The organism is Citrobacter sp. CtB7.12, assembly GCF_001297795.1.
In the GTDB taxonomy this organism is placed as follows: domain Bacteria; phylum Pseudomonadota; class Gammaproteobacteria; order Enterobacterales; family Enterobacteriaceae; genus Citrobacter_A; species Citrobacter_A amalonaticus.
On sequence record NZ_LIFT01000021.1, the window covers coordinates 31,763 to 50,508 of the forward strand.

Annotated in this window: 11 protein-coding genes; 4 read left to right on the forward strand and 7 right to left on the reverse strand. The window is 53.8% G+C overall.

The window, feature by feature from the left end; translation table 11 throughout:
- Positions 1 to 75: 75 nt before the first annotated feature.
- On the reverse strand, positions 76 to 2,688 hold the full coding sequence (gene pepN, locus AOY24_RS19560) for an aminopeptidase N (RefSeq protein ID WP_054177194.1): 2,613 nt from the start codon (positions 2,686 to 2,688) through the stop codon (positions 76 to 78).
- A 266-nt stretch (positions 2,689 to 2,954) separates the two neighbouring features.
- Between pepN and pncB the strand changes: the two genes are divergently transcribed.
- The 4 genes from pncB to aspC all read left to right on the forward strand — a co-directional run bounded on the left by pncB (position 2,955) and on the right by aspC (position 8,813).
- The gene (gene pncB, locus AOY24_RS19565) at positions 2,955 to 4,157 is read left to right on the forward strand and encodes a nicotinate phosphoribosyltransferase (RefSeq protein WP_043001175.1); all 1,203 of its coding nucleotides are present in this window, start codon (positions 2,955 to 2,957) and stop codon (positions 4,155 to 4,157) included.
- Positions 4,158 to 4,319: 162 nt separating this feature from the next.
- Positions 4,320 to 5,729, forward strand: a complete 1,410-nt coding sequence (asnS, locus tag AOY24_RS19570; RefSeq protein WP_044256319.1) for an asparagine--tRNA ligase — start codon at positions 4,320 to 4,322, stop codon at positions 5,727 to 5,729.
- A gap of 600 nt (positions 5,730 to 6,329) precedes the next feature.
- Positions 6,330 to 7,439 carry a porin OmpF gene (gene ompF / locus AOY24_RS19575; protein WP_044256321.1) on the forward strand — a complete coding sequence of 370 codons (1,110 nt, stop codon included), beginning with the start codon at positions 6,330 to 6,332 and terminating at the stop codon, positions 7,437 to 7,439.
- 183 nt (positions 7,440 to 7,622) lie between these two features.
- The gene (gene aspC / locus AOY24_RS19580) at positions 7,623 to 8,813 is read left to right on the forward strand and encodes an aspartate transaminase (RefSeq protein WP_044327011.1); all 1,191 of its coding nucleotides are present in this window, start codon (positions 7,623 to 7,625) and stop codon (positions 8,811 to 8,813) included.
- Between the two features lie 49 nt (positions 8,814 to 8,862).
- On the opposite strand, the gene AOY24_RS19585 is transcribed toward aspC, so the two are convergent.
- The 6 genes from AOY24_RS19585 to mukF all read right to left on the reverse strand — a co-directional run bounded on the left by AOY24_RS19585 (position 8,863) and on the right by mukF (position 18,745).
- Complete coding sequence (locus tag AOY24_RS19585) at positions 8,863 to 9,510, reverse strand: MBL fold metallo-hydrolase (protein WP_044256324.1); 648 nt, start codon at positions 9,508 to 9,510, stop codon at positions 8,863 to 8,865.
- A gap of 19 nt (positions 9,511 to 9,529) precedes the next feature.
- A complete protein-coding gene (locus AOY24_RS19590; RefSeq protein WP_043001180.1) occupies positions 9,530 to 10,078 on the reverse strand; it encodes a YcbK family protein in 549 nt (182 codons plus the stop codon).
- A 176-nt stretch (positions 10,079 to 10,254) separates the two neighbouring features.
- A complete protein-coding gene (ldtD, locus tag AOY24_RS19595; protein ID WP_054177195.1) occupies positions 10,255 to 12,105 on the reverse strand; it encodes a L,D-transpeptidase in 1,851 nt (616 codons plus the stop codon).
- A 172-nt stretch (positions 12,106 to 12,277) separates the two neighbouring features.
- Positions 12,278 to 16,738 carry a chromosome partition protein MukB gene (gene mukB, locus AOY24_RS19600; protein WP_054177196.1) on the reverse strand — a complete coding sequence of 1,487 codons (4,461 nt, stop codon included), beginning with the start codon at positions 16,736 to 16,738 and terminating at the stop codon, positions 12,278 to 12,280.
- Complete coding sequence (mukE, locus tag AOY24_RS19605) at positions 16,738 to 17,442, reverse strand: chromosome partition protein MukE (RefSeq protein ID WP_043001183.1); 705 nt, start codon at positions 17,440 to 17,442, stop codon at positions 16,738 to 16,740. Before mukE ends, mukB begins: the two co-directional genes overlap by 1 nt.
- Positions 17,423 to 18,745 (reverse strand): chromosome partition protein MukF, encoded by a 1,323-nt coding sequence (mukF, locus tag AOY24_RS19610; protein WP_042320184.1) that lies wholly within the window; start codon positions 18,743 to 18,745, stop codon positions 17,423 to 17,425. The genes mukE and mukF overlap by 20 nt, the downstream gene beginning before the upstream one ends.
- Position 18,746 lies beyond the last annotated feature (1 nt).

The window sequence follows — 18,746 nt, forward strand, 5'->3', positions numbered from 1 at the left end:
TGAGCGCCACCGGGCATTTTGCCGGATAGCGGCGTTACCGCCTTATCCGGCCTACAAAAACGACAGGTCAACGTCTCAGGCTAACGCTTTGGTTACCTTCTCGTACAGATCGCCGGAAAGATTCTCCAGCCCTTTCAATTGTTCCAGCGCGGCACGCATTTTTTGCTGACGCTTCGCATCGTAACGTTTCAGACGGATCAAAGGTTCGATCAGACGTGACGCCACCTGCGGGTTACGGCTGTTAAGCTCGGTCAACATCTCAACCAGGAACTGATATCCGCTGCCATCTTCCGCATGGAACGCCGCCGGGTTACTGCCGGCAAACGCACCAATCAGCGAACGAATACGGTTCGGGTTGCTCAGGCTGAACGAACGATGTTTCAACAGACCACGTACCGTATCCAGCACGTTATCCGCCGGGCTGGTAGCCTGCAGGATAAACCATTTGTCCATCACCAGACCGTCCTGATGCCAATTGTCGTCATACTCCTGCATCAGCGCATCACGGCACGGCAGTTGCGCCGCTACGGCCGCAGACAGCGCCGCCAGCGCATCGGTCATGTTGTTAGCTTCACGATACTGCTTACTTACCAGCGTGTCCGCCAGCGTCGTTTCACCAAAGGCCAGGAAGCGCAGGCAGGCGTTACGCAGCGTACGTTTACCGATGTCCGCATGCTCAACACGATACTCCTCCAGCCGGTTGGCGTTGTAGATCGCCAGGAACTCATCCGCCAGTTCGGTCGCCAGCGTACGCGTTAACGCTTCGCGAACTTCAGCGATCGCCAGCGGATCGATGATATCAAACAGCTCAGCAATTTCGTTTGCCGAAGGTAACGTCAGGATCTCCGCCGCCAGCGCCGGATCGATCTTCTCATCCAGCAGCACCGCGCGGAACGCGTCAGCCACATGGACAGGCAGCGACAGCGGCTGGCCCTGCTGATGGCGGTTTACGTTGAGCTTGATGTAGGTCGCCAGTAGGCTTTGCGCCGCATCCCAGCGGGAGAAGTCATTGCGCGCATGACGCATCAGGAACGTCAGTTGCTGATCGCTCCACTTATACTCCAGTTTCACCGGGGCTGAAAACTCGCACAACAGCGCCGGTACCGGCTGGAAGTAAACGTTATCAAAGACAAACGTCTGCTCCGCCTGGGTGAAATTCAGTACCGAATTCACCGGGTGACCGCCTTTCTGCAGCGGGATCACTTTACCTTCGTTGTCATACAGTTCGATGGCAAACGGAATATGCAGCGGCAGTTTTTCCGCCTGATCCGGTGTTGGCGGCGTGCGCTGGCTGAGAGTCAGCGTGTATTGTTCGGTTTCCGGGTTGTAGTCATCTTTAACGGTGACAATTGGCGTGCCGGACTGGCTGTACCAGCGGCGGAAGTGGGAAAGATCAACGTTGGAGGCATCTTCCATGGCCTGAACGAAGTCATCGCAGGTCGCCGCGCTGCCGTCGTGACGTTCAAAGTACAGTTGCATCCCTTTCTGGAAATTTGCCTCACCCAGCAGGGTGTGGATCATGCGAATCACTTCTGCGCCCTTTTCATACACGGTCAGGGTGTAGAAGTTGTTCATTTCAATGACCATGTCCGGGCGGATCGGATGCGCCATCGGACTGGCATCTTCTGCAAACTGCAGGCCGCGCATGGTGCGCACGTTGCTGATCCGGTTAACGGCACGGGAACCGAGATCCGAACTGAACTCCTGATCGCGGAAAACGGTCAAGCCCTCTTTCAGGCTCAACTGGAACCAGTCGCGGCAGGTAACGCGGTTACCGGTCCAGTTGTGGAAATATTCATGGCCGATCACGCGCTCAATATCGAGATAGTCTTTGTCGGTGGCGGTATCGGCACGCGCCAGCACATATTTGGAGTTAAAGATATTAAGCCCTTTATTCTCCATCGCGCCCATATTAAAGAAGTCGACAGCGACGATCATATAGATGTCGAGATCATACTCCAGGCCGAAGCGCTCTTCGTCCCACTTCATTGAGTTCTGTAACGAGGTCATCGCCCAAGGCGCACGGTCGAGATTGCCGCGATCCACGTACAGCTCCAGCGCGACTTCGCGCCCGGAACGGGTCGTAAAGGTGTCGCGCAGCACGTCGAAATCACCGGCAACCAGTGCAAACAGATAGCACGGTTTCGGGAACGGATCCTGCCACTGAACCCAGTGACGACCGTTTTCCAGTTCCCCCTCGCCGGTGCGGTTACCGTTGGAGAGCAGGAACGGATATTGACTCTTATCGGCAATAATTTTGGTGGTAAAACGCGCCAGCACGTCAGGGCGGTCGAGATACCAGGTAATATGGCGGAAGCCTTCCGCTTCGCACTGAGTGCAGAGGGCATCGCCAGATTGATACAGGCCTTCCAGCGCGGTATTCCGGGCCGGGCTGATTTCATTCACAATACGCAGCGTAAAACGCTCGGGCAGATTGCTGATCACCAGCGCACCCGCTTCTTCTTTATAAGCGGTCCACGGTTCATCGTTGACGTGGAGAGAGACCAGCGTCAGATCTTCTCCATCCAGTTTCAGCGGGGCATCCGATGCGCCATGACGAACAGCCTGGCTCACTGCCGTGACCACGGTTTTTTCAGCATCCAGGTCAAAGGTCAAGTCAATATCAGTAATCTGGTAATCCGGCGCACGGTAGTCGTGGCGGTATTTGGCTTGTGGCTGTTGTGTCATAAAAAAACCTTTAGCATCTTTTGAAGAGTCTCGACTCCAGTCTATTCCTGTTGCGGAAATCGCGCTACGCAGAATGTTTATCTTTTCAGGCACAAACACTCTTTTCGCTACATTTTTATAACACGAGGCACGAAATGCACTCGACCCTAACGTCAGCTTATGGTGTGATCAGGGTTCAATAAATCGCTAAACAAGGTATACTCCAGCGGTTTTCTTAGTTGTTTATTGTACTAAACGCTCCCGTGAGAGGATGCTACTGCGCACCTATGACACAATTCGCTTCTCCTGTTCTGCACTCGTTGCTGGATACAGATGCTTATAAGTTGCATATGCAGCAAGCCGTATTTCACCACTACTATGATGTGCAAGTAGCGGCTGAATTTCGTTGCCGAGGCGACGACCTGCTGGGTATTTATGCCGACACCATTCGCGAGCAGGTTAATGCTATGCAGCATCTGCGCCTGCAGGATGAAGAGTACCAGTGGCTCTCCGGCCTGCCCTTCTTCAAAGCGGATTACCTCAACTGGCTGCGCGATTTTCGCTATAACCCGCAACAGGTATCCATCAGCAACGACAACGGGAAGCTGAATATCCGCTTAACTGGCCCATGGCGTGAAGTCATCATGTGGGAAGTCCCACTGCTGGCGGTGATCAGTGAGCTGGTCCATCGGTATCGCTCACCAGAAGTGGGTGTCGCGCAGGCCCTCGATACGCTGGAGACGAAACTAGTCGATTTCTCTGCTTTAACGTCAAGTCTCGATATGTCCCGCTTCCACCTGATGGATTTCGGCACTCGTCGCCGTTTTTCCCGTGAAGTGCAACAGGCTATCGTTAAGCGTTTACAGCAGGAGTCGTGGTTTGTTGGCACCAGTAACTACGATCTGGCGCGTCGTTTGTCGCTAACCCCGATGGGCACACAGGCGCACGAGTGGTTCCAGGCGCATCAACAGATAAGCCCTGAACTGGCAACCAGTCAACGCGCCGCTCTCGCCGCATGGCTGAATGAATATCCGGATCAGCTAGGTATTGCGCTGACCGACTGCATCACAATGGATGCGTTCTTACGCGATTTTGGCAGCGAATTTGCCACCCGTTACCAGGGACTGCGCCATGACTCTGGCGATCCGGTTGAATGGGGTGAAAAAGCTATCGCTCACTATGAAAAGTTAGGTATCGACCCGCACAGCAAAACGCTGGTCTTTTCCGACAATCTGGATCTGAATAAAGCCGTCGATCTTTACCGGCATTTCTCATCCCGCGTGCAGTTGAGTTTTGGTATTGGCACGCGTCTGACGTGCGATATTCCGCAGGTTAAGCCGCTTAACATCGTGATAAAACTGGTGGAGTGCAACGGTAAACCGGTTGCCAAACTGTCTGATAGTCCGGGCAAAACCATTTGCCACGACAAAGCTTTTGTTCGCGCATTGCGCAAAGCGTTTGATTTACCGCATATCAAAAAAGCCAGTTAATCCTGCCAGGGAGCCGCTTCGGCTCCCTTTTAGCATTTATTTCTGAATTCTTTTCTTTTCCTGTTAATTCTACTTGTCTGATTGCAGATGCCAGGTAACATAGGAAATCCCCATTCCGGGGAACATGTGTTTATATATCGGACTATTAACAGAGAGAATATTATGAGCGTTGTGCCTGTAGCCGACGTACTCCAGGGCCGCGTAGCCGTTGACAGCGAAGTCACCGTGCGCGGATGGGTACGTACCCGCCGAGATTCAAAAGCTGGCATCTCCTTCCTCGCCGTTTATGACGGTTCCTGCTTTGATCCTGTACAGGCCGTCATTAATAATTCTCTGCCCAATTACAATGAAGAAGTGCTGCGTCTGACCACCGGCTGCTCCGTTATCGTCACCGGCAAGGTTGTGGCCTCTCCGGGACAAGGACAGAGTTTTGAGATCCAGGCCTCTGAGGTTGAAGTTAGCGGTTGGGTTGAAGATCCAGACACCTACCCGATGGCGGCGAAACGTCACAGCATCGAGTACCTGCGTGAAGTTGCGCACCTGCGTCCGCGTACCAACATGATTGGTGCCGTTGCACGTGTTCGCCACACGCTGGCCCAGGCGCTGCACCGTTTCTTTGATGAGCAGGGCTTCTTCTGGGTTTCCACTCCGCTGATCACCGCATCCGATACCGAAGGTGCTGGTGAGATGTTCCGCGTGTCGACGCTGGATCTGGAAAACCTGCCGCGTGACGATCAGGGCAAAGTGGATTTCGACAAAGACTTCTTTGGTAAAGAGTCCTTCCTGACCGTATCCGGCCAGTTGAACGGTGAAACTTACGCCTGTGCGCTGTCGAAAATCTATACCTTCGGCCCGACTTTCCGTGCGGAAAATTCCAACACCAGCCGTCACCTGGCGGAGTTCTGGATGCTGGAGCCGGAAGTGGCGTTTGCCAACCTGAGCGATATCGCCGGCCTGGCGGAAGGCATGCTGAAATATGCCTTCAAAGCCGTACTGACCGAGCGTGCTGACGACATGAAGTTCTTTGCCGAGCGCGTAGATAAAGAGGCGATTAGCCGTCTGGAACGTTTCATTGAAGCGGATTTCGCCCAGGTAGATTACACCGATGCAATCGTTATTCTGGAAGAGTGCATTAAGAAAGGCAGAAAGTTTGAGAACCCGGTTTACTGGGGTGTCGATCTCTCCTCCGAGCACGAACGTTATCTGGCAGAAGAACACTTTAAGGCACCAGTGGTAGTGAAAAACTATCCGAAAGATATTAAAGCGTTCTATATGCGCCTGAACGAAGATGGAAAAACCGTTGCCGCGATGGACGTTCTGGCGCCGGGTATCGGTGAAATCATCGGTGGTTCTCAGCGTGAAGAGCGTCTGGATGTGCTGGATGCGCGCATGCTTGAAATGGGTCTCAATAAAGAAGATTACTGGTGGTATCGCGATCTGCGCCGCTACGGTACCGTGCCGCACTCCGGCTTCGGTCTCGGCTTTGAGCGCCTGATCGCCTACGTCACCGGCGTACAGAACGTTCGTGACGTGATTGCCTTCCCGCGTACACCGCGTAATGCGACGTTCTAAGATCGTTCACAAAAAGGCCAGCGTTGCTGGCTTTTTTATTGCCTGAAATGTCAGTTTTTGCGAGTAATAAGTAAGCAATTCTAAGATCAACCCCGATATCCCCCACTCCTGTTACCTGATATTACGTTGTAATATTTCTGAACAAAAAATAAACCGTAGTATTCTTGCGGATTAGTATTTACTCATCCATTAGCACGTTTTTTAAACAATCCAACAGCATTCCAGACGTCCAGATAATGCCATAAGCAAAACTGGAAATGTCTATTTTCTGTACATTGTTTTTCTTTTATTCAAATTAAAGATAAGAAAATCATATAAATAGATATAAGTGGTGTGTTCTGGCGCTGAAATCGTTTCGAAATTTGATATCGTTCACAAAGTTCCAAAAATGAAATAATTAGTTACACATTTTTTCTTTCTGAAACTAATTCTTTATCTTTGTAGCACTTTCACGGTAGCGAAACGTTAGTTTGAATGGAAAGATGCCTGTCAGACACATAAAGACACCAAACTCTCATCAATAGTTCCGTAAATTTTTATTGACGTAATTTATTGACGGCAGTGGCAGGTGTCATAAAAAAACCATGAGGGTAATAAATAATGATGAAGCGCAATATTCTGGCAGTGGTTATCCCTGCCCTGCTGGTAGCCGGTGCAGCTAACGCTGCAGAAATCTACAACAAAGACGGCAACAAACTGGACCTGTACGGTAAAGCGGTAGGTCTGCACTATTTTTCTGATAACAAAGGCAACGACGGCGACCAGACTTATGCTCGTCTTGGTTTCAAAGGGGAAACTCAGATCAATGACCAACTGACCGGTTACGGCCAGTGGGAATATAACTTCGCCGGTAACAACTCTGAAGGCGGTTCTGACGCACAGAACAACAACAAAACCCGTCTGGCGTTCGCCGGTCTGAAATTCGGCGACGCGGGCTCCTTCGACTATGGTCGTAACTACGGTATCGTTTACGATGCACTGGGTTACACCGATATGCTGCCAGAATTCGGCGGTGATACTGCATACAGCGATAACTTCTTCGTTGGCCGTGTTGGTGGCGTAGCAACTTACCGTAACGCTAACTTCTTCGGTCTGGTTGATGGCCTGAACTTCGGTGTTCAGTACCTGGGCAAAAACGAGCGCGCAAGCAGCTACGAAGTTGACGCTACCGATCCGACCAGCACCAACTTCAGCGATGTTCGTCGTTCTAATGGTGACGGCGTTGGCGGCTCCATCAGCTATGAGTTCGAAGGCTTCGCTGTTGTAGGTGCTTACGGTGCAGCTGACCGTACTAATGCACAGCAAGATCCGGCACTGCGTGGCAGTGGCGAAAAAGCTGAGCAGTGGGCGACCGGTCTGAAATATGACGCGAACAACATCTACCTGGCGACCAACTACGGTGAAACCCGTAACGCTACTCCGATCAGCGGTGGTTTCGCCAACAAAACTCAGGACTTCTTCGTGGTCGCTCAGTACCAGTTCGATTTCGGCCTGCGTCCGTCCATCTCCTACAACAAATCTAAAGCGAAAGACGTAGAAGGTGTCGGTAGCGAAGATCTGGTGAACTACATTGAAGTGGGTGCCACCTACTACTTCAACAAAAACATGTCCACCTATGTTGACTACCAGATCAACCAGATTGATTCTGACAACAAACTGGGCGTGAACTCTGACGACACCGTTGCTCTGGGTATCGTATACCAGTTCTAATAGCAGACCCCTTTGCTAAATGCCTAAAAAACAGGACTTCGGTCCTGTTTTTTTATGCCTGTCAGCAAAATCTTGCGACTTCAAAAAACCTTCAGGCTTTTCATCACTAACGGTTGGCATTTTGTAAATCTACCGTTAACCTGATAACGGATTTCCCTTCTGTAACCACAATGGAACCTCGTCATGTTTGAGAACATTACTGCCGCCCCTGCCGACCCCATTCTGGGTCTGGCCGATCTGTTTCGTGCTGATGACCGTCCTTCGAAAATTAACCTTGGGATCGGTGTCTATAAAGATGAAACTGGCAAAACGCCAGTGCTGACCAGCGTTAAAAAAGCCGAGCAATACTTACTCGAAAATGAAACAACAAAAAACTACCTCGGCATTGACGGTATTCCGGAATTTGGCCGTTGCACGCAGGAGCTGCTGTTCGGCAAAGGTAGTCATCTTATCAATGACAAACGCGCACGCACGGCGCAAACGCCGGGCGGCACCGGCGCGCTACGCGTTGCTGCCGACTTCCTGGCAAAAAATACGGCAGTAAAACGCGTCTGGGTGAGCAACCCAAGCTGGCCGAACCATAAGAGCGTGTTTAACTCCGCCGGGCTGGAAGTACGCGAGTACGCTTATTACGACGCAGAAAACCATTCACTCGACTTCGATGCGCTGCGAAACAGCCTGAGCGAAGCACAGGCGGGCGATGTGGTGCTATTCCACGGTTGCTGCCATAACCCAACCGGTATCGATCCTACGCTTGAGCAGTGGCAAACCCTGGCACAGCTTTCCGTCGAGAAAGGCTGGTTGCCGCTGTTTGACTTCGCGTATCAGGGCTTCGCCCGTGGTCTGGAAGAAGACGCGGAAGGACTGCGCGCGTTCGCCGCGCTGCACAAAGAGCTGATTGTCGCGAGCTCCTACTCCAAGAACTTTGGCCTGTACAACGAACGTGTGGGTGCCTGTACGTTGGTTGCGGCAGATGCGGAAACCGTTGACCGCGCCTTCAGCCAGATGAAATCCGCCATTCGTGCGAACTACTCTAACCCGCCAGCCCACGGCGCATCAGTGGTTGCCACAATTCTCAGCAACGATGCGCTGCGCGCAATCTGGGAACAGGAACTGACCGACATGCGCCAGCGCATTCAGCGTATGCGTCTGCTGTTTGTGAACACCCTGCAAGAGAAAGGGGCTGAACGCGATTTCAGCTTCATCATCAAACAAAACGGCATGTTCTCATTCAGCGGCCTGACCAAAGAGCAGGTTCTGCGTCTGCGTGAAGAGTTTGGCGTTTATGCGGTGGCTTCTGGTCGCGTCAACGTTGCCGGAATGACGCCGGATAACATGGCGCCGCTGTGCGAAGCCATTGTTGCCGTGCTGTAAGACGTGCGATAAAAGCAAAGCCCGCGATAAGCGGGCTTTTTAACGGGAATTACCAGACAGGCATTTCATCCTGCAGGAACGGATTGTGCAACCGTTCATAGCCCAGCGTCGACAGCGGGCCATGACCCGGAATAAACGTCACGTCATCGCCTAACGGCAACAGCTTACGTTTGATCGAGTCAATCAACTGGCTGTGATCGCCGCGCGGGAAATCACTGCGCCCGACTCCACCTTTAAAAATCACGTCGCCTGAGATAAGAAGTTGCGACTGCTCATCAAAGAAAACAACGTGTCCAGGCGTATGGCCCGGGCAATGCAACACCTGTAAAGTCACATTCCCTACGCTGACACGATCTCCTTCGTTAAGCCAACGGTCGGGCGTCAGTGGCTGACATTCGCCGAGGCCAAACATGCGACTCTGTGCAGGCAAACCCTGCAGCCAGAACTCATCTTCTTTTTCCGGACCGATAACCGGTACTCCGTAGTGTTGCGCCAGTTCCGCCGCGGCACCCACATGATCGAGGTGTCCGTGAGTGAGCAGGATCTGCGTCAACGTGATGCCGCTGGCATCCACTTCCTGTTTGATTTTTTCAGCATCGCCGCCGGGATCGACAAGCGCTGCCAGACGCGTTTGCTCACACCAGATCAAAGAACAGTTCTGGGAGAACGCGGTGACCGGAATAATACGATAGTTCATACTGCTCCTGTTTCGTTAATCACCAGTGCCGCGCCGGCCCGGTGTCAATATGCACAAAGTTACTGCGTGGGTAGTATCCTACACCACCTGCGCGCATAGATAACGCGGCTTTGCGAATATTACTTAACGAAATGCCTTCAATATGAAAATCCATGGCCTGGCCTTTGGTGTGATAGCTTTGTTTCGCAACCCCACGGCTGTGCGCACGCAATTCATTGTTGGTATCCAGTGAACGATAACCGGAAATCAGTTGAACGGGCTTACGTGTTCCCAACAGCCCTTGCAGGCGGAAAAGCTGATCGAAGAGTCTGGGATCGATGGACTTCACCTTATTCGCGCGATAGTCACGGAAAAAATGGTTAAGTTTGGCTAATTCATCCTGAATATAAGCTCTGCCATCAAAAAATTCCGCTTTAATTGACTCTCCGGTGTTGAGGTTGCTCAGAGTCAAAATACGCGGACGCGGGGTAGAGAGTGTGGCAAACGCAGGCACAGGCAAGATGGCAGCTCCGAGGGCAGCGCCACCTAACGCCAGCAGTTTGCGGCGATTAGCGTCAAATTTGTCCATGGTTTAAGGTCTACAGGTCAATGTTATCGTCTATATGCTTTAGCGCACGATAGGCACCTTAACTGGCATCAAAGCCGCCGTCAAGTTGGCCCAACCCCAGCAATGACGGGGCTTCTGGGCCGATGCCCCTGTCACTGCCAATTATTACGACAACAGATTAACCAGAACTTCTTCATTTACCTGATTAATTGTTCTGCTTTTGCCACAATTTGTGCGCTGGATCGCGCTGTCAGATCATAATTGTAAATATCTGTACGATACTGGGTACGCCCGTCCGCGCCAACAAACGCCGTCAGGTAATACAGATTGACCGGGATAGTCTGACGAATATTGACGTAGCGCGTGTCGCCCTGCTTCAGCGCATCGGAAATTCGCGTATCGTTCCAGCCCGCATCCTGTAACAGCATGTTTGCCAGTTCAGAAGCCTTGTTCACACGCACGCAACCGGAACTAAGCGCCCGGGAATCCTTCTGGAACAAATTATGGTTAGGCGTGTCGTGCAGATAAATTGCATCGGAACTTGGCATATTGAACTTGTAGCGGCCCAACGAGTTACGCGCTCCCGGCGCCTGCTGGAAACGGAACGGTAAATTTGACGGCGTGATGGTTGACCAGTCAACCTGCCACGGATCAATCGCTTCTCTGCTGTTCCAGCCCCGCATCACGGTATAGCCGTGACGTTCAAGGTAGCCAGGATCGTTCCACAGCTTGGGCAGAATATCCTTACGCGCCAGCGTCGGCGGGACGTTCCATGGCGGATTGACCACCACGTTATTCAGCGCGCTGCTCATCATCGGCGTTTTACGATCGGGACGACCGACAATCACCCTGGACGCCAGCACCTGATTACCATTCTGATAATAAACCAGCGAATACGCCGGAATATTCACCATAATACCCGTCGACAGTTCAGATGGAAGCAAACGCAGACGCTGGATATTGAGCGCCAGTACCCCTGCACGCTGCGCGGGGGTCACGTTCAGCCAGTCGCGGGTAGCCGGGCCAATAGCGCCATCTGCGCCCAACCCTTGCCACGTCTGGAAGCGTTTTACCGCTTCAACCAGCTCTTTATCATACACAGCACGGACAGCCGGTGCTGGCTTACTGCGCGGCGCAGTCTGTTTTGCCGTGTCAGCGCTCGGGGTTTCAACGGCAACGGCTGACGGGCTGACCACCGCTTCTGACGGGGTCTCATCTCCCGGCAGCGCAATTTTCGGTCCGCCTTCCAGCATCCCGGTACGTTGCAGTATTTCCCGCAGCGCAGGCACGTCGTTGCTCCACTGACCCGGTCGTAGCGTTGCTTTGCCGGTCAGTTGCGGCCATGGACGTGAATCGCCCACCAGCGCTAATAGCGACGCGTGCATTGACGCATACTGCGGGTGCTGAGGTGCCAGCCCGGCAATAAACGTCGGAAGTTGTCCATTATCCAGCGCAACCTGCCACTGATTGATGACCGACAGCGGTGGCGTCGCCAGTGCATACGGTTTACTGCTGTACAGCCAGCGGTTGCCTTTGACCGGAATATTGGCGATCAGATGGAGATACCCCATCATCGCATCAGACAACACCAGATCGCGCGCGATGCCGTTAACGGCAGGATCGGTCAGTAACGCCACCCAGGTGGTGAACTGAGGCTGGAAGCCCGCAATAGCGACCTCTGCCAGCTGTTGCTGGAACGCTTTGACGGCTTCGCGATTTTCCCACATGGGTTTCATATCGCGCGCCGCATAAAGCAGTTCAAGCTGATTCATATAGACAGGCGTATAGCCTGAAGGAAGTTGCGACTGAAGCTCAGCTCGCGCCTTTTCCGCCGCCCCCTCAGGGAGTGGCTGCAGACCCGCCATCACCGCCGTTGCGCCAGATTGCGCCTGCGGCTGAGCGAGACTCTGTTCACTGACAACGACAGGGCTGTCGCCAGGTATCACTTCAGGCTCATCAGCCTGAACACTGGACAGTGGAGCGAATACTACGGCCAGGCATAAACTTATTGCCGAGAACCGACGACCACCAATTTTATTAAGCAACATCCCTTGCCCTCTGGTTACATTACGACATGCTCACATCTACCGGAGCTTTCCTACATTATAGAAAGGCTGATATGCGATTGCCTAACCTAATGTAAAGAAGTTTAAAGAAAATGCACCTGAAATCCATAGTTTAAGAAATGAAAAAGACGGCTTTTCAGCCGTCTTTAAGGTTTTAGCTGGCCTCTGACGGGGCATCAGCCTCGCCGGGGAGAGGATCCGGTAACTGCGGCGCAAACCCGCGCAGACCAACCACATGAACGTGTTCCGTATTCTGGAAGACTTTACGCACCAGCTTATAGGTGGTGCCCTTCTCCGGACTGATGTTTTCCGGCGCCGCGATGATGAGCTGCATCTGCAGACGCTCACACAGCTCAAACAACGTCGCGATGGAGCGCGCATCCAGACGGGCGGCTTCATCGAGGAACAGCAGACGGCACGGGGAGATATCTTTCCCGCGCAGACGGCGCGCTTCATCTTCCCAGCTTTGAACCACCATCACCAGGATCGACATCCCGGTCCCGATCGCTTCACCGGTCGATAGCGCACCGGACTCTGCACGCAGCCAGCCGTCAGAACCACGGTTAACTTCCACTTCCATTTCGAGATAGTTACGGTAATCCAGTAACTCCTCGCCAATGGTTTGCGGCGTACGCTGTCCCATGTCGATTTGCGGGTTCAGGCGTTGATAAAGCTTCGCCAGCGCTTCTGAGAAGGTCAGGCGGTTGCTGTTGAACAGATCCTGATGCTGCTCATGCTGTTCAGACAGCACTTCCAGCAGCGTGGCATGGGTTTCACGCACATTCACGTTCAGACGCACGCTGTGAACCTGACCGAACGACACGCTTTGCAGCCCCTGGTTGAGCTGACGAATACGGTTCTGCTCACGCTGGATGGTCTTGCGAATAATGTTCGCCACGCTACGTGAGCTGATCGCCAGTTTCTGTTCACGGGAGGTCAGCTCTTCGGTCAGGCGGCCCAGCTCGATTTCCATCTGTTCGATGGCTTCCACTGGATCGTCGGTACGAATGATATCCTGACGGATACGCTCGCGCAGATGCTGATACACTGCGACAAAGAACTGGATCTTACGTTCCGGACGTTTCGGATCTTCCGACAGACGCAGGACATCACGCAGATGTTCGTTATCAGCGACCGCCAGACGCAGCGCACCCAGCGCCTTATCCGACATGGAGCGCAGATCATCACCGGAAAGATAGGCCAGCTCGCGACGATGCAAACGACGCTCGACGCCGCTGTCTTTCACCAGTCGCATCACGGCGCACCAGCCTGCTTTCGCGGTTACCACCTGCTCACGCATTTCGTGGTAATCGCGTTCCAGTTTGCGCAGTTTGCGGGTCAGGTTATCCATCTCCGCTTCACAGAAGGTAAGCGCTTTTTCGAGCTGGTTACGTCGCGCACGGTTGTTGCTGAGCTGCGAATGCAGTTCATCGCGACGAATGCGCGCACGCTCTTCCGCTCCGCTGTCGGCACGCACGCCAATATCCTGCAATTCACGCTGCAAATCGTTAAGCAGCTCTTTCTTGGTATCGTAAGAGCTTTTCAGCGAAGCCAGAACCTGATTGTACTGACTCAGTTGCGCCGCATGACCACGCAGGGCTTCACGGGCACGGGTACGTTCAGCTTCCGCATGTTCCAGGCGCTCACGCAGTTTTTCGTTCAGATCGCTGTTGCCGCTGAGCATTTCCGCTGAGTCGGAATAGCCGAAGTGTGCACGACGCTGGACCACTTCGGTCAGCGCAAACGCCTGCTGACGCGCATCGCGCTGCGTCTGCTGGGAGTACGCGTAATCTTCTTTCAGTTGTTCAAACTGTTCCGGGTCGCTCTGCAACACCGACACCATCGGTTCCAGTTTCGCCAGTTGGTTGCCGTGCTGCTGTACAAAGCGCGCGGCTTCTTGCGCTTCATCCAGACGCTCGCGGATCTCTTCGACGCGATCCGCCAGACTATCGTCAGCCAGCAAATTCAGACGCGGCAGCAGGCGGTTAAGCGCGGCAACGCCCTCTTTCGCCTGTTCGTACTGCAGACGCTGCTGCTGGTTGTCGTTTTCGTGGGCGGTCAACGCACGTTCCAGCTCAACGCGACGGCTGTTGAGCTGGCGAATTTCGGCTTCCGGATCGGATTCAAAAGCCACCGAAAGATGGCTGCCAATGAAGCGGCTGAACGCCTGATGCAGACGCTGCGTTTTCTGAACGTCAAAAGAGAGCGTGGCAAAACGCTCGGATAATCCTTCACGCTCGGCATGCAGCGTTTCGATACGGTTTTCTCGCGCCGCACGGCCAAACAGCGGTACGGACGGGAAGCGCGAGTAGCGCCACTGGCGATCGGCAATCTTCACCACCACCGCTTTTTCCAGTTCGTCGACGCTGAAGACGCTGTCATCAAATGACTGCGGATCCCCTTCGATCAGATACAAATCTTCCGGGCAATCCGTCAACCCTTCCAGTTGTTCAGCGATCAGCGACAGATCCGGCACCACAATGGCGTGACGCGACGGACCATACAACGCGGAGAAGTACGGCGCATCTTCAAGACTGACGTCGTCATAGATTTCTGACAGCAGCACGCCGCCAAAGCGTTCCGCCAGCGCGTTCAGACGCTGATCTTCCGAGCCACCAGGCTGGCTTAAGCGTTCGATCTCTTCATCGACGGCATTCTTGCGCGCGCCGACTTCGTCGCGTTCCACAATCGCTTCACGCTCTCGCTCGAGCAATTGCTGCAGATATTCGGTCACTTCCTGGCTGGACGTAAACTCTTCACCGCACTGTTCACTCAACTGACTCAGGCTGTTTTGCGCCGCCAGCCAGACGGGGGCACGCTGCATGAGATGCTGAATGCGCGACTGTAGCTGTTCCTGCTCCTGACGCAGCGCCATACGCTGTTCATGCGCGCTGGAAACGTTGTCAGACAGCGAGGCGATACGCGCTTCCAGCTCCTGATGCAGGGCTTCCAGTTCGTCAATGTCGAAATTTTTCCCCTGACGTTTGCAGAATTCCACCAACAGACGTTCGGCTTCCTGCTGCTCGCGCAGACGCTGTTCCAGTTCGCTCAGTCGCATACGCAGCGACTGCGCCTGTTCCGCCAGGTGACGCTGGTCAACGCCTTCGCGCAGCAGTTCGCGCGCCACGTCCCAAGCTTCATTACGCGCCAGCGGGCCATTGATCGCCACCACCAGCTGATACGCCTGCTCGAACTGACTGTGCGCGGTTTGCGCCACGCTCATTTTCTGTTCCAGCGAGAGCATTTTTTCGGTGGCTTCCTGCTCTTTCGCCTGGAAGGTTTCCAGCCACTCGGCGGCGCTATCGGCCGTCAGATCCGGCAGATGGCACACCGCTCTGGCGCGTTCCAGCGCCGAGATCGCCTGGTTGTACTGGATGGCGCGGGTCTGTTGAACGTCCAGCGCCTGCTGGTAATCCGCCAGTTGGCTTTTCAGCTCATCCACTTCCAGCTCGGCAGCTTCGGCGCGCGCTTCGTTCTCTTCCTGACGATCGGCGGCTTCTGCGACCACTTCATTTTGTTCTTCGAGACGGATCTGCAACTCGTCGAGATCCGCTTCATAACGTTCAATTTTTTCCTGCTGGCGTAGCGCGGTTTGCACCAGGTTCAGGTGATCGCTTGCTGCCTGATAATCGGCTTCGAGATCGCCTTCCGCACCGTTGTGCTCGCCCAACTCACGCGCCATGTCGACGTGTTTATACTGCTCGGCCGCCAGTTGTTTGCGCGACGTGTACAATTCGCGACGGAATTCCAGCGCTTTATCGAGGTGGATCCGGCGCTCATTGGCGTGACGCATATAGTCCGCCGCCACATAGTTGGTGGCTTCGCTAATCAGGTGTTTAAACAGATCGCGATCGGACTGGGTAACGCGAATGGCTTCCAGCGTCAGGCGGTTTTCCCGCAGCGCAGCTTCCATATCCTGGAACGCCTTACGCACCCCGCTGTTTTCCGGCAACAGGTAGTCGCGCAGAGACCGGGTGATCGCGCTGGAAATCCCACCGTACAGCGAGGCTTCAATCAGGCGATAGAATTTACTACGGTCAGACGCAGAGCGCAGACGACGGGCGATGAGGCCCAGATCGAACATCAGCGAATGGTAATCGGTGATCGAGTTGAACTGCTTAAACTGCACGCCTTCCATCGCGTCGAGCTTTTCTTTCAGCTCCGTTAACGGCAGGACGCGCGCCTGACGTTCGTTCAGCGTCTCCGTCACCAGTTGCGTAGGCTGCACAGACATCGGCAGTCCCTGAATGGCAAACGGTTTGATATCGACTTTACGGTCGCGTCCGGCAACCTGCTGCAAGCGCACACCCACCACCACGCGCTGATGGCGCGAGTTGATCGTATCGAGCATCGAATAACAGACACCCGCTTTCAGCTTACCGTGCAGACCTTTGTCGCGTGAGCCGCTGGTCGCGCCTGCTTCCGTGGTGTTACGGAAGTGCAACAGGGTTAAATCCGGGATTAGCGCCGTGACGAACGCCGCCATGGTAGTGGATTTCCCCGCGCCATTCCCCCCGGAAAGCGTGGTAACCAGTTCATCCAGGTCAAAGGTACGGGCAAAGAAACCGTTCCAGTTAATCAGCGTTAGTGAGCGAAATTTACCGCGTTCAATCATTATTCTTCTTCTCCACTGTCCGGCTGATTCTCTTCGGTCTCATCATTGAGCTGCAGGTGGTTTTCGACCGGCATCGCTTCGCCATCGCGGATCAGGCGACGCTGCGCTTCGCGCGGGTCGTCACCCGTTCGTACATCCGCGCCAAAGCGGAACACCGATTCCGTAATGCGGAATTTGCTGCTGTCGTGCCCCATAAACCACACCATGCCTAAACGGCGAAGACGGTTTAAAGACGAGCGCATTTTTTCCTGTAACTTCTGGCGGTCGACGTCGGAGCCGGTTGAGCGGTTATTCACCAGCTTCAACAGTTTGGCTTCGTCAGCCAGCGTCAGCAGCTCGTCGTACAACTCCTGCTGAGTGAAAATCCCCTCGTTCGCCAGCCGCTCCGGACTGAGATAGAGGTAGCAGAGAATTTTACCGACCATCATGTCCAGTTCAGACAACACGGAACGCGGGATAATGGTCGTTGAACGCGGACGCAGGTAGAAGAAACCTTCCGGCGCGCGGATCAGCTCCACGTTATAGCGGCTGTAAAACTCTTCCAGATAGTCCTGAAAGTCCATCAAAAAGGCATGATTATCCAGTTCATCCAGACCAATGTGGCGGCCTGAACGTAATGCGCTATCCAGCGCCGGAAATAACGGATTCGCCAGCGCCTGCGCCAGCTTAACCGGCATCACTTGTTCAATATTTGTCAATGACATGCGCCTGTACCTTGGCTCCGTAATCATTAATCGGCTGCCATTTGGCTGGCAGTCCGGTGAAGTCTGCTTGCGCTACGCCAAGACGTACCGCCTGATCGATAACAATGCGCGCGACGTCAAAGTGACGCGCACGCGGGTATTGCGCAAGATACTCGCGCACTACCAGACCGAGATCTAACGGCGTCTCTTTCGATTTATAGATAGCCAGTTGGCCTTCGATAATCGCCGCCAGCTGTTCGCGGATCTCGTTAAACTCTTCGTACTCTAAATCCGGCGGAAGTTCCCCGGTGACCTCTTCATCACGCAGCGCCATCTCTTCGTCACGCATATCCAGCAGACGATCGGCGTTGGCATAGGTCAGCGCCCACGGCTCGTCAAAATAGGTCTGTACCGACTGACGTAAGCGCTGGGCAAAGACGCGGTTTTTATCCATATCGATGGCGGTACGGATAAATTTGTGAACGTGGCGGTCATAGCCAATCCACAGATCGATCGACTGCTGACCCCAGCTGATAATACGATCGAGCTTGCTTTGCAGGTCAAACACCAGGCGATCAACAAAATGCAGATCGTCATGAGCCAGCGTCGCATCCTGGATACGCAGCAAATTGGCCTGCAATTTATCGCCTGCCGCTTCCAGCGTATCCTGCAACTCGCGCAGAGTGCCGGAGGTTTCTGACAGTAGCAGTTCACAGCTCGAAATCGCCGCGCGCCAGTCTTTATTCAGCAGTTGCGCGATATCATCTTTCACCTGCTGCTGCTGTTCATCCATGATGCGCTGAGTCAGATCGATACTGTCGAAAATCTCAGCGACCGAATACTTGAGTGGCGCATAGACGTTGCGATGCCAGTGGAACTCATCGCCGCCCTCATCGGCGGCATCCGCCGCGCGCTTGAGCTCACCCGCCACGATCGACAACTGCATTGACAGACGCAGCGTGGAAAATTCACGTTGGCGAATATAGTAATCGGTAATGCCAATGCCGAGCGGCGTCAAACGATAAATCGCGTTCCCTTCTGCCTGCTCACTGGTAAAGCGGTTCAGCAGACGTTGACGCACCATATCGTTGATCGCATTGTTCGCGCGCACGCCAATGGTTTCGCTGGTTTGCTCAAACGCATCACTTACATGGCGGAACGCATCCACCAGTTCGCCTTCACTCATCTCACCGTCCAGGCGCTCGCCATTCAGCGTGGCCACCGCCAGCAGAAACGAGAGTCGGTCTACCGGCAGCGAGATAGAGAAGTCATTTTTTCTGGCCCAGGCAACCAGTTCGGGGACTGTCTGGGAAAATTCACTCATA

Bases quoted from the DNA above. Each gene is read 5' to 3' on its own strand.
- pepN (WP_054177194.1), bottom strand. From the start codon at position 2,688: ATGACACAACAGCCACAAGCCAAATACCGCCACGACTACCGTGCGCCG.
- pncB (WP_043001175.1), top strand. From the start codon at position 2,955: ATGACACAATTCGCTTCTCCTGTTCTGCACTCGTTGCTGGATACAGAT.
- asnS (WP_044256319.1), top strand. From the start codon at position 4,320: ATGAGCGTTGTGCCTGTAGCCGACGTACTCCAGGGCCGCGTAGCCGTT.
- ompF (WP_044256321.1), top strand. From the start codon at position 6,330: ATGATGAAGCGCAATATTCTGGCAGTGGTTATCCCTGCCCTGCTGGTA.
- aspC (WP_044327011.1), top strand. From the start codon at position 7,623: ATGTTTGAGAACATTACTGCCGCCCCTGCCGACCCCATTCTGGGTCTG.
- AOY24_RS19585 (WP_044256324.1), bottom strand. From the start codon at position 9,510: ATGAACTATCGTATTATTCCGGTCACCGCGTTCTCCCAGAACTGTTCT.
- AOY24_RS19590 (WP_043001180.1), bottom strand. From the start codon at position 10,078: ATGGACAAATTTGACGCTAATCGCCGCAAACTGCTGGCGTTAGGTGGC.
- ldtD (WP_054177195.1), bottom strand. From the start codon at position 12,105: ATGTTGCTTAATAAAATTGGTGGTCGTCGGTTCTCGGCAATAAGTTTA.
- mukB (WP_054177196.1), bottom strand. From the start codon at position 16,738: ATGATTGAACGCGGTAAATTTCGCTCACTAACGCTGATTAACTGGAAC.
- mukE (WP_043001183.1), bottom strand. From the start codon at position 17,442: ATGTCATTGACAAATATTGAACAAGTGATGCCGGTTAAGCTGGCGCAG.
- mukF (WP_042320184.1), bottom strand. From the start codon at position 18,745: ATGAGTGAATTTTCCCAGACAGTCCCCGAACTGGTTGCCTGGGCCAGA.